The 15141-nt window shown below is 53.6% G+C and carries 13 protein-coding genes and 2 pseudogenes; all 15 read left to right on the top strand.

Going from position 1 to position 15141, the window contains the following annotated elements; all coding sequences use genetic code 11:
• Nucleotides 1-394: 394 nt before the first annotated feature.
• A complete protein-coding gene (locus tag ACHHZ6_RS02475; protein WP_395121682.1) occupies nucleotides 395-1534 on the top strand; it encodes a polysaccharide export protein in 1140 nt (379 codons plus the stop codon).
• Between the two features lie 6 nt (nucleotides 1535-1540).
• The gene (wzb, locus tag ACHHZ6_RS02470) at nucleotides 1541-1984 is read left to right on the top strand and encodes a low molecular weight protein-tyrosine-phosphatase Wzb (protein WP_395121681.1); all 444 of its coding nucleotides are present in this window, start codon (nucleotides 1541-1543) and stop codon (nucleotides 1982-1984) included.
• A gap of 2 nt (nucleotides 1985-1986) precedes the next feature.
• The gene (gene wzc, locus ACHHZ6_RS02465; RefSeq protein ID WP_395121680.1) at nucleotides 1987-4149 is read left to right on the top strand and encodes a tyrosine-protein kinase Wzc; all 2163 of its coding nucleotides are present in this window, start codon (nucleotides 1987-1989) and stop codon (nucleotides 4147-4149) included.
• A gap of 112 nt (nucleotides 4150-4261) precedes the next feature.
• Nucleotides 4262-5104 (top strand): colanic acid biosynthesis glycosyltransferase WcaA, encoded by an 843-nt coding sequence (gene wcaA, locus ACHHZ6_RS02460; RefSeq protein ID WP_395121679.1) that lies wholly within the window; start codon nucleotides 4262-4264, stop codon nucleotides 5102-5104.
• Nucleotides 5104-5595, top strand: a complete 492-nt coding sequence (gene wcaB / locus ACHHZ6_RS02455) for a colanic acid biosynthesis acetyltransferase WcaB (RefSeq protein ID WP_395121678.1) — start codon at nucleotides 5104-5106, stop codon at nucleotides 5593-5595. Before wcaA ends, wcaB begins: the two co-directional genes overlap by 1 nt.
• Nucleotides 5592-6809, top strand: a complete 1218-nt coding sequence (gene wcaC, locus ACHHZ6_RS02450; protein ID WP_395121677.1) for a colanic acid biosynthesis glycosyltransferase WcaC — start codon at nucleotides 5592-5594, stop codon at nucleotides 6807-6809. The genes wcaB and wcaC overlap by 4 nt, the downstream gene beginning before the upstream one ends.
• Nucleotides 6784-8004: a colanic acid polymerase WcaD gene (gene wcaD, locus ACHHZ6_RS02445; protein WP_395121676.1), complete on the top strand. Its 1221-nt coding sequence runs from the start codon at nucleotides 6784-6786 to the stop codon at nucleotides 8002-8004. Before wcaC ends, wcaD begins: the two co-directional genes overlap by 26 nt.
• Nucleotides 8005-8016: 12 nt before the next feature.
• Nucleotides 8017-8763, top strand: coding sequence for a colanic acid biosynthesis glycosyltransferase WcaE (wcaE, locus tag ACHHZ6_RS02440; RefSeq protein ID WP_395121675.1), 747 nt, complete (start codon nucleotides 8017-8019; stop codon nucleotides 8761-8763).
• Between the two features lie 16 nt (nucleotides 8764-8779).
• Entirely contained in the window at nucleotides 8780-9328 is a 549-nt protein-coding gene (wcaF, locus tag ACHHZ6_RS02435) for a colanic acid biosynthesis acetyltransferase WcaF (protein ID WP_182918649.1), read from the top strand.
• A gap of 26 nt (nucleotides 9329-9354) precedes the next feature.
• On the top strand, nucleotides 9355-10476 hold the full coding sequence (gene gmd, locus ACHHZ6_RS02430; RefSeq protein WP_010431938.1) for a GDP-mannose 4,6-dehydratase: 1122 nt from the start codon (nucleotides 9355-9357) through the stop codon (nucleotides 10474-10476).
• A gap of 2 nt (nucleotides 10477-10478) precedes the next feature.
• Nucleotides 10479-11444: a GDP-L-fucose synthase gene (locus tag ACHHZ6_RS02425; RefSeq protein ID WP_182271982.1), complete on the top strand. Its 966-nt coding sequence runs from the start codon at nucleotides 10479-10481 to the stop codon at nucleotides 11442-11444.
• A 2-nt stretch (nucleotides 11445-11446) separates the two neighbouring features.
• Nucleotides 11447-11920 (top strand): annotated as a pseudogene (locus tag ACHHZ6_RS02420) (GDP-mannose mannosyl hydrolase); the annotation flags it as partial.
• A 113-nt stretch (nucleotides 11921-12033) separates the two neighbouring features.
• Nucleotides 12034-13257, top strand: coding sequence for a colanic acid biosynthesis fucosyltransferase WcaI (gene wcaI, locus ACHHZ6_RS02415; protein WP_395121674.1), 1224 nt, complete (start codon nucleotides 12034-12036; stop codon nucleotides 13255-13257).
• 3 nt (nucleotides 13258-13260) lie between these two features.
• The gene (cpsB, locus tag ACHHZ6_RS02410) at nucleotides 13261-14697 is read left to right on the top strand and encodes a mannose-1-phosphate guanyltransferase (protein ID WP_182918648.1); all 1437 of its coding nucleotides are present in this window, start codon (nucleotides 13261-13263) and stop codon (nucleotides 14695-14697) included.
• Between the two features lie 110 nt (nucleotides 14698-14807).
• Nucleotides 14808-15141 (top strand): annotated as a pseudogene (locus ACHHZ6_RS02405) (phosphomannomutase CpsG); the annotation flags it as partial.

Genomic DNA, 15141 nt, shown 5'->3' with positions numbered 1-15141 from the left:
CCTGCTATTAGGTTAGCTGCAACAATTCCCTCAGCATCAAATGTTAAATCTCCTTGTTGCTATTATTGTTCCGGTCTTTAGTCTCGGTTATTCATTATCAGCAACTTCTCTGAAGTGGTTGGTATATTTGCTATAAGACCTGATTCAAGAGGGTGTCTTTCCATAACACATTGTTTAGTCAGTAGATTGGTAACTGAAAGCCAAGGGCGGTAGCGTGCCCGGACGCGAGTGAATCAGCCTCGATTATTCTGTCAATAGCCAGTGGGTGAATAAGCTTTTTTTAGGACTGATGCCAGTTATATTTCTATTTGATTAACTGCATGCTGAAAGCCAAAAGACCCGGGCTTATTTAAATTTCACAGGGTAATTACTCTGCCAAAGTGATAAATAATCAATGATGAAATCCAAAATGAAATTGATGCCATTATTGGTGTCGGTGACCTTGATGAGTGGTTGTACGGTCTTTCCCGGCAGCAATATGTCAACAATGGGCAAGGATGTGATCAAACAGCAGGATGCTGATTTTGACCTCGACAAAATGGTGAATGTTTATCCGCTGACGCCGCGTCTGGTTGAACAATTACGCCCACGTCCAAATGTTGCCCAGCCGAATATGTCTCTGGACCAGGAAATAGCCTCTTATCAGTACCGCGTAGGGCCAGGAGACGTGATCAACGTGACCGTCTGGGACCACCCGGAACTGACGACTCCGGCGGGCCAGTATCGCAGCTCAAGCGATACCGGGAACTGGGTGCAGTCTGACGGGACCATGTTCTATCCCTATATCGGCAAAGTGCATGTTGCAGGGAAAACGCTCGCCGAGATCCATAGTGATATTACCGGCCGCCTGGCGCAGTATATTGCTGACCCGCAGGTGGACGTTAATATCGCCGCATTCCGCTCGCAGAAAGCCTATATCTCCGGGCAGGTGAACAAATCTGGCCAGCAGGCCATTACCAACGTCCCCCTCACCGTGCTGGACGCCGTTAACGCCGCAGGCGGTTTAACCGACGGCGCTGACTGGCGCAACGTGGTACTCACGCATAACGGCAAAGAGCAGCGCATTTCCCTGCAGGCGCTGATGCAAAACGGTGACCTGACCCAGAACCGTCTGCTCTATCCGGGCGATATTCTCTACGTACCACGCAACGACGATCTGAAAGTGTTCGTGATGGGCGAAGTGAAGAAGCAGAGCACCCTCAAGATGGACTTCAGCGGTATGACCCTGACCGAAGCGCTGGGCAATGCGGAAGGCATCGATCTGACGTCCTCCAACGCCAGCGGCATCTTCGTGATCCGTCCGCTGAAGAACGACGCCAGCGCCAAAGGCAAGATTGCCAATATCTACCAGCTGGATATGTCTGATGCGACGTCTTTGGTAATGGCAACGTCGTTCCGCCTGCAGCCATACGATGTGGTTTATGTCACCACCGCGCCAGTTGCCCGCTGGAACCGCCTGATCAACCAGTTGCTGCCAACCATCAGTGGCGTTCGCTACATGACGGATACGGCGCGCGACATTCATACCTGGTAACCCGCGATGTTTAACAAAATTCTGGTGGTATGCGTGGGGAACATTTGCCGTTCCCCGACGGCGGAACGGTTGCTGAAAAATTATCAGCCCGGACTCACCGTTGACTCCGCAGGGCTTGGTGCGTTGGTCGGTAAAAGTGCCGATGAACGTGCCACCAGCGTTGCCAGCGGTCACAACCTTTCCCTTGACGGGCACTGCGCCCGCCAGGTCTCCGGCCGGATGTGCCGGGAGTATGACCTGATCCTGACGATGGAAAAACGCCACATTCACACGCTGTGCGACATCGCGCCGGAGATGCGCGGCAAGGTGATGCTGTTTGGTCACTGGGACAATGAACGTGAAATCCCCGATCCGTATCGCAAAAGTCGTGAGGCGTTTGAAGCGGTATACACCTTACTTGACCAGTCTGCCCGTCAGTGGGCGCAGGCACTGAAAGCTCAGCAGGGATAACAATGACAGAAAAAACAAAACTTTCTGCCGCCCCGACTTCGGGCAGTGATGAAATTGATATTGGTCGCCTGGTCGGCACCGTTGTAGAAGCGAAGTGGTGGGTGATTGGGATCACCGCCGTATTTGCCGCTGCGGCGGTGGTCTATACGCTGTTCGCGACGCCAATCTACAGCGCCGATGCGCTGATGCAGATTGAGCAGAACACCGGTAGCTCGCTGGTGCAGGACATTGGTTCCGCGCTGGCCAACAAGCCTCCGGCATCAGACGCCGAAATTCAGCTTATCCAGTCGCGTCTGGTACTCGGTAAAACGGTTCACGACCTGGGGCTGGATATTTCTGTCACCAAAAATACCTTCCCGGTATTTGGTGCGGGCTGGGATCGCCTGATGGGCCGCAGCAATGACACCGTGAAAGTGACGGATTTTGTGCTGCCGAAAGGGGGCGCGGATCAGACGTTTACCCTGACCGTGCTGAGCCCGAAACAGTATCAGTTGACCAGCGATGCGGGCTTTAGTGCGCGGGGTGAAGTGGGGCAGATGCTCACCAAAGACGGCGTCAGCATGATGGTGAGCAGCATTCAGGCGCAGGAAGGGGGTGAGTTTACGGTCACCAAATTTTCCACGCTGGGGATGATCAATAATCTGCAAAATAACCTGACCGTCACCGAAAATGGTAAGGACACCGGCGTTCTGAGCATGACCTTTACCGGTGAGGATAAAGATCAAATCCGCGACGTACTCAACAGCATTACCCGCAACTACCTTGAGCAGAACGTGGAGCGTAAATCGGCGGAAGCGGCAAAAAGCCTGGCCTTCCTGGCGAAACAGCTGCCAGAGGTGCGCGCTCATCTGGATGATGCAGAGAATAAACTGAATGCCTATCGTCAGGATAAAGATTCCGTTGATTTACCGCTGGAAGCAAAATCGGTTCTCGATTCAATGGTTAACATTGACGCACAGCTCAACGAACTGACCTTCAAAGAAGCCGAAATCTCTAAGCTCTACACCAAACGTCACCCGGCCTACCGCACGTTGCTGGAAAAACGCCAGACGCTGGAAGAAGAGAAGGCGAAGCTGAATAACCGCGTGACCGCGATGCCAAAGACGCAGCAGGAAATTGTGCGTCTGACCCGCGACGTGGAATCTGGTCAGCAGGTGTATATGCAATTGCTGAATAAACAGCAGGAGCTGAAAATCACCGAAGCCAGCACCGTCGGCGATGTGCGTATCGTTGACCCGGCAATTACCCAGCCTGGTGTGCTGAAGCCGAAGAAAGCGCTGATTATTCTCGGCAGCATTATTCTTGGCCTGATGCTTTCCATCGTCGGCGTATTGCTGCGCTCGCTGTTCAACCGTGGTATCGAAAGCCCACAGGCGCTGGAAGAGAATGGCATCAGCGTGTATGCCAGCATTCCTCTGTCCGAGTGGCAGAAATCGCATGACAGCGTCAAAACCGTGAAGGGCGTTAAGCGTTACAAACAGAGCCAGCTTCTGGCGGTGGGTAACCCAACTGACCTGGCGATTGAAGCGGTGCGCAGCCTGCGAACCAGCCTGCACTTTGCCATGATGCAGGCTAAAAATAACGTCCTGATGATGACCGGTGTAAGCCCGTCGATTGGTAAGACATTCGTCTGTGCCAACCTGGCGGCGGTGGTGAGCCAGACCAATAAACGCGTGCTGCTGATCGACTGCGATATGCGTAAGGGTTACACCCACGAGCTGCTGGGCACCAACAACGTCAACGGTTTGTCGGAAATCCTGCTCGGTAAAGGGGAGATTAGTGAAAGTGCTAAACCGACCTCGATCCCGAAATTTGACCTGATCCCGCGTGGACAGGTACCGCCTAACCCCTCTGAACTGCTGATGAGTGAGCGCTTTAGCCAACTGGTGGCGTGGGCGAGCAAACACTACGACCTGGTGCTGATTGATACACCGCCAATTCTGGCCGTCACCGATGCTGCCGTTGTGGGCCGCCATGCAGGTACCACGCTGATGGTGGCGCGCTATGCGGTGAACACCATCAAAGAGGTGGAAACCAGCCTGAGCCGTTTTGAACAGAACGGTATTGAGGTGAAAGGGGTGATCCTGAACTCCATCTTCCGTCGCGCGAGTGGTTATCAGGATTACGGGTACTACGAGTACGAATATAAATCGGACAGCAAATAAAAGTTCATCCCCCCCTCACCCTAACCCTCTCCCAAAGGGAGAGGGAATATTATCCCCCTCTCCCTTTGGGAGAGGGCAGGGGTGAGGGCATCGAACTCATTCGGGAAAGACCATGGCCACACAACGTCCTTTGATTTCTATCTATATGCCGACATGGAACCGTCAGCAGCTGGCGATCCGCGCAATCAAATCCGTACTACGACAGGATTATGATAACTGGGAGCTGATCGTCGTTGATGACTGTTCTTCCTCGTATGAACAGTTGCAGAAATTTGTGTCTGATCTCAACGATCCGCGCGTGATGTATACGCATAACGCCATCAACTCCGGGGCGTGTGCGGTGCGTAACCAGGCGATTATGCAGGCGCAAGGGCAGTATCTGACCGGTATTGACGATGATGATGAATGGACGCCAAATCGTTTGTCGATCTTCCTGTCGCATCAACAGCAGCTGGTTACGCACGCTTTCCTGTATGCCAACGACTATGTCTGCCAGGGTGAAGTCTACTCTCAGCCCGCGAGTCTGCCGCTGTACCCGAAATCTCCGTACTCACGCCGTCTGTTTTATAAGCGCAATATCATTGGCAATCAGGTGTTTACCTGGGCATGGCGCTTTAAAGCGTGTCTGTTTGATACCGAACTGAAGGCCGCGCAGGATTACGACATCTTCCTGCGGATGGTGGTGGAGTACGGCGAGCCGTGGAAAGTGGAAGAGGCCACGCAGATCCTGCACATCAACCACGGGGAGATGCAAATCACCTCCTCGCCGAAAAAATTCTCGGGCTACTTCCATTTTTACCGTAAGCACAAGGACAAGTTTGACCGTGCCAGCCGGAAGTATCAGCTCTTTACCCTCTATCAAATCCGCAATAAGCGCATGAACTGGCGCACGCTGCTCACGCTGTTTTCCGTGCGCAATGGTAAACGCCTGGCTGATGGGCTTCGGGGGAAATAATGTTTCTGGAAGATTGCCGCGCAAACAGCTGGAGCCTGCGCCCATGCTGCATGGTTCTGGCGTACCGCATCGCGCACTTTTGCTCGGTGTGGCGCAAAAAAAATGTGCTGAACAATATCTGGGCGGCACCGGCTCTGGTGCTGTACCGCATCATCACCGAATGCATTTTTGGTTATGAAATTCAGGCTGCCGCGACCATTGGCCGCCGCTTCACCATTCACCACGGCTATGCAGTGGTGATTAATAAATTTGTGGTCGCGGGTGATGATTTCACCATTCGCCACGCGGTGACCATCGGCAACCGTGGGCCGGACAGTCTGGCGTGCCCGGTTATCGGCAATAACGTCGAGCTGGGAGCCAACGTGGTGATCATTGGCGACATTACTGTCGGCAATAACGTCACCGTGGGTGCAGGTAGCGTGGTGCTGGACAACATTCCGGATAACGCGCTGGTGGTGGGAGAAAAAGCCCGGGTGAAGGTGATCAAATGAACATTCTGCAATTTAACGTGCGCCTCGCGGAAGGCGGGGCGGCCGGTGTAGCGCTGGATCTGCATCAGCGTGCGCTGCAAAAAGGATTACAGTCGCGCTTTGTCTACGGCTACGGCAAGAGCGGCAAGAAAAGCGTCAGCCACGATAACTATCCGCAGGTGCTGAAGCAGACGCCGCGCCTGACGTCTATTGCTAACATTGCACTGTTTCGTCTGTTTAACCGCGATCTGTTCGGTAACCTGAATAACCTTTATCGCACTGTAACGCGAACCACCGGCCCGGTAGTGCTGCATTTTCACGTGCTGCACAGCTACTGGCTGAAGCTGGAAGAGGTGGTGGCATTTTGCGAGAACGTGCAGGCGCATAAACCGGACACCCGGTTTGTCTGGACGCTGCACGATCACTGGAGTGTGACCGGACGCTGCGCGTTTACCGACGGCTGTGAAGGGTGGAAAACGAACTGTCAGAAATGCCCGACGCTGACCAACTATCCACCCGTCAGCATTGATCGCGCATATCAGCTGGTAGAGGGAAAACGTCAGCTGTTTCGCGACATGATCTCGCTTGGCTGCACGTTTATCTCCCCAAGCCAGCACGTGGCGGACGCATTCAACAGTCTGTACGGCGCAGGGCGCTGCAAAATCATTAACAACGGTATCGATGTGGCGACGGAAGAGATTCTGGCGGAGCTGACGCCGGTGGCGGAAACCACGGGCAAACCGAAAATTGCTATTGTCGCGCATGATTTGCGCTACGACGGTAAAACCAATCAGCAACTGGTGCAAGACATCATGGCGCTGGGCGACAACATTGAACTGCATACCTTCGGTAAGTTTTCCCCGTTCATCGGGGCAAACGTGGTGAACCACGGGTTTGAAACTGACAAGCGCAAACTGATGAGCGCCCTGAACGGCATGGACGCGCTGGTGTTTAGCTCACGCGTGGATAACTACCCGCTGATCCTGTGCGAAGCGCTCTCCATTGGTGTGCCGGTGATTGCCACCCACAGCGATGCGGCGCGTGAAGTGCTGGAAAAATCGGGCGGGAAAACCTTCGCGGAGCAGGAGGTATTGCCGCTGGTGCAGATGACGAAGGCCGATATTGCGCAAGCCGTGTTTGGCACGAGCCTGGAATCATTCCGCAACCGCAGCCGTAAGGCCTACAGTGGACAACAGATGCTGGAGGAGTATGTCTCGTTCTATCAGAATCTGTAGTTATCTGCTGCTGCCGCTGATTTACCTGCTGGTCAATGTCAAGATTGCTCAGTTGGGTGAAAGCTTCCCGATTACCATCGTGACCTTCTTGCCCGCTCTGCTTTTGCTGTACGTCGAGAAAATCAACCTGAAGAAGTTGATGATTGCGCTGGGTATCGGGTCAGGGCTGACGGCCTTTAACTACATCTTTGGTCAGTCGCTGGATGCCAGTAAATACGTCACCTCCACCATGCTGTTTGTTTATATCGTCATTATTATTGGCATGGTCTGGAGTATTCGCTTTAAAACGATATCACCGCACAATTATCGGAAAATCCTCAGGTTCTTTTATATTGCCGTTGCGTTAATTGTTATGCTTGCTGCACTGGAGATGGCGCAAATTATTTTGACCGGTGGCAGTAGCCTGATGGAGATTATTTCGAAATATCTCATTTACAGTAACAGTTACGTTCTGAACTTCATTAAGTTTGGCGGAAAGCGTACCACCGCACTCTATTTTGAACCGGCGTTTTTTGCTCTGGCATTAATCTCAATTTGGCTCAGCATCAAACAGTTTGGTATCAAAACCCCTAAGACCGATGCTATGATTCTTGCAGGGATTGTTCTGTCAGGATCGTTTTCCGGGGTAATGACATTTATCCTGTTTTACCTGCTGGAGTGGGCGTTCCAGTATCTGAACAAAGAGGCGATTAAGAAAAAATTGCCGCTGGCGATTATTTCCCTGACGGTGTTTATGGTGGGTGTGATATTTGCCTTCCCATACATCTCTGAACGTCTGGGAGATTTGGGAACAGAGGGTTCATCATCCTATTATCGCATCATCGGACCGCTGGTGATGGTGGGTTATTCCTTAACCCACATTGATGGTGTAGTAAGATTCGGCTCACTTTATGAATATGTTGCATCATTCGGAATCTTTAACGGTGCGGACGTCGGTAAAACCATAGACAATGGCCTGTATCTGTTAATTATTTATTTTTCGTGGTTCGCCCTGTTGTTGACATTGTGGTATCTGTTTAACGTTTTCAAAATGATGATTAACGCGTTTGGTGATAACCAAAACTTTCGCGTGCAGCTTTATCTTTTTACGCCCGTGTCGCTGTTTTTTACAGGGTCAATATTTAGCCCGGAATATGCATTCTTAATTGTCTGTCCGTTTATTTTGCGCAAGGCGCTAAATATTACGAATTCATGACGAGGTGATTTTATGTTTCTTAGCGTTGTTACTGTCGCCTTTCGCAACCACGAAGGGGTGGTAAAAACCTGGCGCTCGCTGCGCAATCTGGCGCGCGATCCAAGTCTCACCTTTGAGTGGATCGTGGTCGATGGCGGTTCGAACGATGGCACGGCGGAGTTTCTGGAAAAACTCAACGGTGAGTTCAACTTACGTTACATCAGCGAGAAAGATAAAGGTATCTACGACGCCATGAATAAAGGCATCGCGATGGCGCAAGGGCGGTATGCTATCTTCCTCAATTCCGGTGATGTGTTCCATGATGATGTGGCGCTGTTTGCCCGCCAGCTGGCTCGCCAGAAAGAAGAGGCGATGTACATTGGTGATGCGCTGCTCGATTTTGGCGACGGTAATAAAGTACTGCGTAGCGCCAAACCAGGCTGGTATATCTATCACAGTTTACCCGCCAGCCATCAGGCCATTTTCTTCCCGGTAAAGGGGCTGAAAAAACAGCCTTACGATCTGCAGTACAAAGTGTCATCAGACTATGCACTGGCCGCCAGTTTGTATAAGTCAGGTTATCCATTCTGTCGAATTAACGGTCTGGTGTCTGAATTTTCAATGGGTGGGGTGTCAACCTCGAATAATCTTGAATTATGCCAGGATGCCAAAAACGTCCAGCGTAAGATATTACGCGTGCCGGGCTTTTGGGCGGAATTGTCTTATTTTCTGCGTCTGAAAACGACGGGTAAAGCGAAAGCCTTATATAACAAAGTCTGAAATATAAGGAAACGTAATGCAGGATTTAAAAGGATTCTCCGTGCCGAAAGATTTTCGCGGCAGGAGCGGTATTAAAGTGCAGTTATGGTGGGCGGTACAGGCAACTTTATTTGCATGGTCGCCGCAAATACTGTATCGCTGGCGAGCATTTTTATTACGCCTGTTTGGTGCAAAAATCGGAAAAAACGTAGTTATTCGTCCATCGGTCAAAATTACGTATCCCTGGAAATTAACGCTTGGGGATTATGCCTGGGTCGGGGACGACGCCGTGCTCTATACCCTGGGCGATATTACGATTGGCGCAAATTCGGTGGTGTCACAGAAATGTTATTTGTGCACCGGAAGTCACGATTTCATGAGCCCGCATTTCGATATTACCGCCACACCTATTGTGATCGGTGAAAAATGCTGGCTGGCAACAGATGTCTTTGTTGCACCGGGTGTTTCTGTTGGCGACGGCACGGTTATTGGTGCCCGCAGCAGCGTTTTTAAATCGCTACCGGCAAATAAAGTTTGCCGTGGCAACCCCGCAGTGGTGATACGCGAACGCGTTGAAACTGAATAATTTCTTATAAGTTGGAGAAAATAAACATGTCTAAAGTCGCTCTCATCACCGGCGTTACCGGACAGGATGGTTCTTACCTGGCAGAATTACTGCTGGAAAAAGGGTATGAAGTACACGGTATCAAGCGTCGTGCTTCTTCGTTCAACACCGAGCGTGTTGACCATATCTACCAGGATCCTCATTCCGCGAACCCGAAATTCCATCTGCATTACGGCGATCTGACCGATTCCTCCAACCTGACCCGCATCCTGCAGGAAGTGCAGCCGGATGAAGTGTACAACCTGGGGGCGATGAGCCACGTTGCGGTCTCTTTCGAATCTCCTGAATACACCGCTGACGTTGACGCAATGGGTACCCTGCGCCTGCTGGAAGCCATTCGCTTCCTCGGTCTTGAGAAGAAAACCCGTTTCTACCAGGCGTCCACCTCTGAGCTGTACGGCTTGGTGCAGGAAATCCCACAGAAAGAGACCACGCCGTTCTACCCGCGCTCTCCGTATGCGGTAGCCAAACTGTACGCCTACTGGATCACCGTGAACTACCGTGAATCTTATGGCATGTACGCCTGTAACGGCATTCTGTTCAACCACGAATCCCCACGTCGTGGCGAAACCTTCGTCACCCGCAAAATCACCCGCGCGATCGCTAACATCGCTCAGGGTCTGGAATCGTGCCTGCACCTCGGCAACATGGACTCCCTGCGTGACTGGGGTCATGCCAAAGACTACGTGAAAATGCAGTGGATGATGCTGCAGCAGGACAAGCCAGAAGATTTCGTTATCGCTACCGGTGTGCAGTACTCCGTGCGTCAGTTCGTTGAGATGGCCGCAGCACAGTTGGGCATCAAACTGCGCTTCGAAGGCACTGGCGTGGAAGAGAAGGGCATTGTGGTTTCGGTAACTGGCCACGACGCACCGGGCGTGAAGCCGGGCGATGTGATTGTGCAGGTTGACCCGCGTTACTTCCGCCCTGCGGAAGTGGAAACCCTGCTGGGCGATCCAACCAAAGCGCACGAAACCCTGGGCTGGAAACCCGAAACCACTCTGCAGGAGATGGTTTCTGAGATGGTGGCCAAAGATCTTGAAGCAGCGAAAAAACACTCCCTGCTTAAGTCTCATGGCTACGAGGTTGCCATCGCGCTGGAGTCTTAAGAATGACGAAACAACGTATTTTTGTCGCCGGCCATCGCGGAATGGTGGGTTCCGCGATTGAACGCCAGCTGAAGCAGCGCGGTGACGTAGAGGTGATTGTCCGCACCCGCGACGAGCTGAACCTGCTCGACAGCAAGGCTGTGCAGGCGTTCTTTGCGAATGAACGCATTGACCAGGTGTATCTGGCGGCGGCAAAAGTGGGTGGCATTGTTGCCAACAACACGTACCCGGCGGATTTCATCTACGAGAACATGATGATCGAGAGCAACATCATTCACGCAGCGCATCTGCATAACGTGAACAAGTTGTTGTTCCTCGGGTCATCCTGTATCTACCCGAAAATGGCAACACAGCCGATTGCGGAAAGTGAGCTGTTGCAGGGCACGCTTGAAGCGACCAACGAGCCATACGCGATTGCCAAAATTGCCGGGATCAAGCTGTGTGAATCCTACAACCGTCAGTATGGTCGCGACTATCGCTCAGTGATGCCGACCAACCTGTACGGGCCGCATGACAACTTCCACCCGAGCAATTCGCACGTGATCCCGGCGCTGTTGCGTCGCTTCCACGAGGCAACCGCCGAGAACACACCGGACGTGGTGGTGTGGGGAAGCGGTACGCCGATGCGTGAGTTTCTGCACGTAGATGATATGGCGGCTGCCAGCATTCACGTGATGGAGCTGGATCGCGAGGTGTGGCAGGAGAACACCGAGCCGATGCTGTCGCACATCAACGTGGGCACGGGCGTGGACTGCACCATTCGCGAGCTGGCGCAGACCATCGCCAAAGTGGTGGGCTACAAGGGCCGCGTGGTGTTTGATGCCACCAAACCGGACGGCACGCCGCGTAAACTGCTGGACGTGACCCGTCTGCATCAGTTGGGCTGGTATCACGAGGTGTCACTGGAGCAGGGGCTGGCCAGCACTTACCAGTGGTTCCTGGAAAACCAGCACCGCTTCCGGGGGTAACGATGTTTTTAAGTCAGGAAGATTTTGCCACGGTAGTGCGTTCTACGCCGCTCATCTCAATCGATTTGATCGTCGGGAACGAACGCGGCGAGTTCTTGCTGGGGAAACGAACCAACCGTCCTGCACAGGGCTTCTGGTTCGTGCCCGGCGGGCGCGTGCAGAAGGATGAGACGCTGGCAACTGCCTTTGAGCGTCTTACTCTGGCGGAGCTGGGCCTGCAACTGCCGATGGCAGCGGGCCAGTTTTACGGGGTCTGGCAGCACTTCTATGACGATAACTTTTCAGGCACCGGATTCTCCACGCACTACATCGTGCTGGGGTTCCGCCTGAGGGTGAGTGAGGCAGACCTGTGTCTGCCTGATTCCCAGCATGACGACTACCGCTGGCTGACGCCAGAGGCGCTGCTTGCCAGTGGTAACGTGCATGACAACAGTCGGGCGTATTTCCTCACGGAACGTCAGGCTGAGGTGCCGGGATGTTACACGAAATCATTCTGCCTGGATCAAGGCGGCAAGACTGGGGATCCTGAAGCAAGTGACTGGGGTGAGCAGACGCAGCCAACGCAGAGTCAGGTTGAAGGATGAAGTGTATGAAGATCCTCGTATATGGAATTAACTACTCGCCGGAGCTAACCGGTATCGGGAAATACACCGGCGAGATGGTCGAGTGGATGGCGAGCCAGGGACATGACGTGCGGGTCATTACCGCGCCGCCGTACTACCCGGAGTGGAAGGTGGGCGAGCGCTACTCCAGCTGGCGTTATCGCCGCGAAGAGGGGGCCGCGACGGTGTGGCGCTGCCCGCTGTACGTGCCGAAGCAGCCCTCGACGCTAAAACGTTTACTTCATCTGGGCAGCTTTGCCCTGAGCAGTTTCTTCCCGCTGATGGCGCAACGTCGCTGGAAGCCGGATCGCATTATCGGCGTGGTGCCGACGCTGTTTTGCACGCCAGGCATGCGCCTGCTGGGCAAACTCTCCGGCGCGCGCACCCTGCTGCATATTCAGGACTATGAAGTGGACGCCATGCTTGGCCTGGGGATGGCAGGTAAAGGCAAGAGCGGCGTCGTTGCGAAGCTTGCCAGCGCTTTTGAGCGTAGCAATCTGCATAACGTCGATTACGTTTCGACCATCTCGCGCTCAATGATGAATAAAGCCCAGGAGAAGGGCGTGGCGGCGGAGAAAGTGATCTTTTTCCCGAACTGGTCTGAAGTGGCGCGTTTTCGTGACGTGACAGAAAGTGACGCGCAGGCGTTACGTGCCCAGCTTGGTTTGCCTGAAGAACAAAAAATCATTCTTTACTCCGGCAACATCGGCGAAAAGCAGGGGCTGGAGAGCGTTATCGAGGCCGCGCAACAGCTTAGTAAACATTCGTGGATGTTTGTGATTGTCGGGCAGGGCGGTGGGAAAGCGCGGCTGGAGAAGATGGCAAGCGAGCGTGGCCTGACAAATGTGAAATTCTTCCCCCTTCAGTCGTACGAGGCACTGCCTGCGTTGCTGAAGATGGGCGACTGCCATCTGGTGGTGCAAAAGCGCGGCGCGGCAGATGCGGTGCTGCCGTCCAAGCTGACCAACATTCTGGCGGTGGGCGGTAATGCGGTGATTACGGCAGAAGCCGCAACCGAATTAGGCCAGTTATGCAGCAGCTATCCGGGGATCGCCGTTTGCGTGGAGCCGGAATCAGTCTCTGCGCTGGTGAGTGGAATTGAGCAGGCACTTGCCATGCCAAAAGTGAACACGGTGGCACGTGAATATGCCGAGCGTACGCTCGAGAAAGAGAACGTGCTGAGCCAATTTATTGCAGATATACGGGGATAAATCATGAGTCAAACCACGTTGTATCCGGTTGTGATGGCAGGTGGCTCTGGTAGCCGGTTGTGGCCGCTGTCCCGCGTGCTCTATCCAAAACAGTTCCTCTGCCTGAAAGGGGATCTCACCATGCTGCAAACGACGGTTAACCGTCTGCACGGTGTGGAGTGCGAAAGCCCGGTGGTGATCTGTAACGAACAACACCGCTTTATCGTTGCCGAGCAGCTGCGCCAGCTGAATAAACTCACTGAAAATATCATTCTGGAGCCTGCCGGACGCAATACGGCACCGGCTATCGCCCTGGCGGCACTGGCAGCAAAACGCAGCAGCCCGGATTGCGATCCGTTGATGCTGGTGTTGGCGGCAGACCACGTCATTCAGCAGGAAGACGCGTTCCGTGATGCGGTACGAGCTGCCATTCCTTACGCCGACAGCGGCAAGCTGGTGACCTTCGGCATCGTGCCGGATCTGCCGGAAACGGGTTACGGCTACATCCGCCGTGGCACGGTAACGCCAGGTGAAGGCGATAGCGTGGCGTTTGACGTGGCGCAGTTTGTCGAAAAACCCAATCTTGAAACCGCACAGGCTTATGTGGCCAGCGGTGAATACTACTGGAACAGCGGCATGTTCCTGTTCCGCGCCGGGCGCTATCTGGAAGAGCTGCAGAAGTATCGTCCGGATATCTTAAGCGCCTGCGAAAAAGCGATGGACGTGGTTGACCCGGATCTCGACTTTATTCGTGTGGATGAAGACGCCTTCCTCGCCTGCCCGGAAGAGTCCATCGACTACGCGGTGATGGAACGCACGGCAGACGCCGTCGTGGTGCCGATGGATGCGGGCTGGAGCGATGTCGGCTCCTGGTCCTCATTGTGGGAGATCAGCGCCCATACCCCGGAGGGTAACGTTCATCACGGTGATGTGATTAGTCACAAGACGGTAAACAGCTACGTTTATGCCGAATCAGGCCTGGTGACGACGGTGGGGGTGAAGGATCTGGTGGTCGTTCAGACCAAAGATGCTGTGCTGATTGCCGACCGTAATGCCGTGCAGGACGTGAAAAAAGTGGTGGAGAAGATCAAGGCCGATGGCCGTCATGAACACCATATTCATCGCGAAGTCTACCGTCCGTGGGGGAAATATGACTCCATCGATGCGGGCGACCGCTACCAGGTGAAACGCATCACCGTGAAGCCGGGTGAAGGGCTGTCGGTACAGATGCACCATCACCGCGCTGAGCACTGGGTTGTGGTGGCGGGCACTGCCAAAGTCACCATCGACGGTGAGATCAAACTGCTGGGTGAAAACGAATCGGTGTACATCCCGCTCGGGGCAACGCACTGCCTGGAAAACCCGGGGAAAATTCCTCTCGATTTAATTGAAGTGCGCTCCGGTTCGTATCTGGAAGAGGACGACATTGTTCGCTTCCAGGATCGTTACGGCCGGGTATAGCACCTTAGCATCTTGCCCGGTGGCGCAGCGCTTACCGGGCCTACGAATGACAAAAATGAATTTGGCCATTTAGTGGTCAGGGCCAACTGTTGCCTGAAAAAGGGGTCATCATGGAAAAATTAACCTGTTTTAAAGCCTACGATATTCGCGGCAAGCTGGGTGAAGAGCTGAATGAAGATATTGCGTGGCGCATTGGCCGCGCGTACGGCGAATATTTAAAACCGCAGACCATCGTGCTGGGCGGTGATGTGCGTCTGACCAGTGAGTCGCTGAAGCTGGCGCTGGCAAAAGGGTTGCAGGATGCGGGTGTGGATGTACTGGACATCGGCCTTTCCGGTACCGAAGAGATCTATTTTGCCACCTTCCACCTTGGCGTGGACGGCGGTATCGAAGTGACCGCCAGCCATAACCCGATGGATTACAACGGCATGAAGCTGGTGCGCA

Source organism: Enterobacter cloacae complex sp. 2024EL-00214 (assembly GCF_043945575.1).
GTDB lineage: Bacteria > Pseudomonadota > Gammaproteobacteria > Enterobacterales > Enterobacteriaceae > Enterobacter > Enterobacter cloacae_P.
Note: the sequence above shows the minus strand (reverse complement) of the source record. Positions and strands in the feature narration are given on the sequence as shown.

Bases quoted from the DNA above. Each gene is read 5' to 3' on its own strand.
- ACHHZ6_RS02475 (WP_395121682.1), top strand. From the start codon at position 395: ATGATGAAATCCAAAATGAAATTGATGCCATTATTGGTGTCGGTGACC.
- wzb (WP_395121681.1), top strand. From the start codon at position 1,541: ATGTTTAACAAAATTCTGGTGGTATGCGTGGGGAACATTTGCCGTTCC.
- wzc (WP_395121680.1), top strand. From the start codon at position 1,987: ATGACAGAAAAAACAAAACTTTCTGCCGCCCCGACTTCGGGCAGTGAT.
- wcaA (WP_395121679.1), top strand. From the start codon at position 4,262: ATGGCCACACAACGTCCTTTGATTTCTATCTATATGCCGACATGGAAC.
- wcaB (WP_395121678.1), top strand. From the start codon at position 5,104: ATGTTTCTGGAAGATTGCCGCGCAAACAGCTGGAGCCTGCGCCCATGC.
- wcaC (WP_395121677.1), top strand. From the start codon at position 5,592: ATGAACATTCTGCAATTTAACGTGCGCCTCGCGGAAGGCGGGGCGGCC.
- wcaD (WP_395121676.1), top strand. From the start codon at position 6,784: ATGTCTCGTTCTATCAGAATCTGTAGTTATCTGCTGCTGCCGCTGATT.
- wcaE (WP_395121675.1), top strand. From the start codon at position 8,017: ATGTTTCTTAGCGTTGTTACTGTCGCCTTTCGCAACCACGAAGGGGTG.
- wcaF (WP_182918649.1), top strand. From the start codon at position 8,780: ATGCAGGATTTAAAAGGATTCTCCGTGCCGAAAGATTTTCGCGGCAGG.
- gmd (WP_010431938.1), top strand. From the start codon at position 9,355: ATGTCTAAAGTCGCTCTCATCACCGGCGTTACCGGACAGGATGGTTCT.
- ACHHZ6_RS02425 (WP_182271982.1), top strand. From the start codon at position 10,479: ATGACGAAACAACGTATTTTTGTCGCCGGCCATCGCGGAATGGTGGGT.
- wcaI (WP_395121674.1), top strand. From the start codon at position 12,034: ATGAAGATCCTCGTATATGGAATTAACTACTCGCCGGAGCTAACCGGT.
- cpsB (WP_182918648.1), top strand. From the start codon at position 13,261: ATGAGTCAAACCACGTTGTATCCGGTTGTGATGGCAGGTGGCTCTGGT.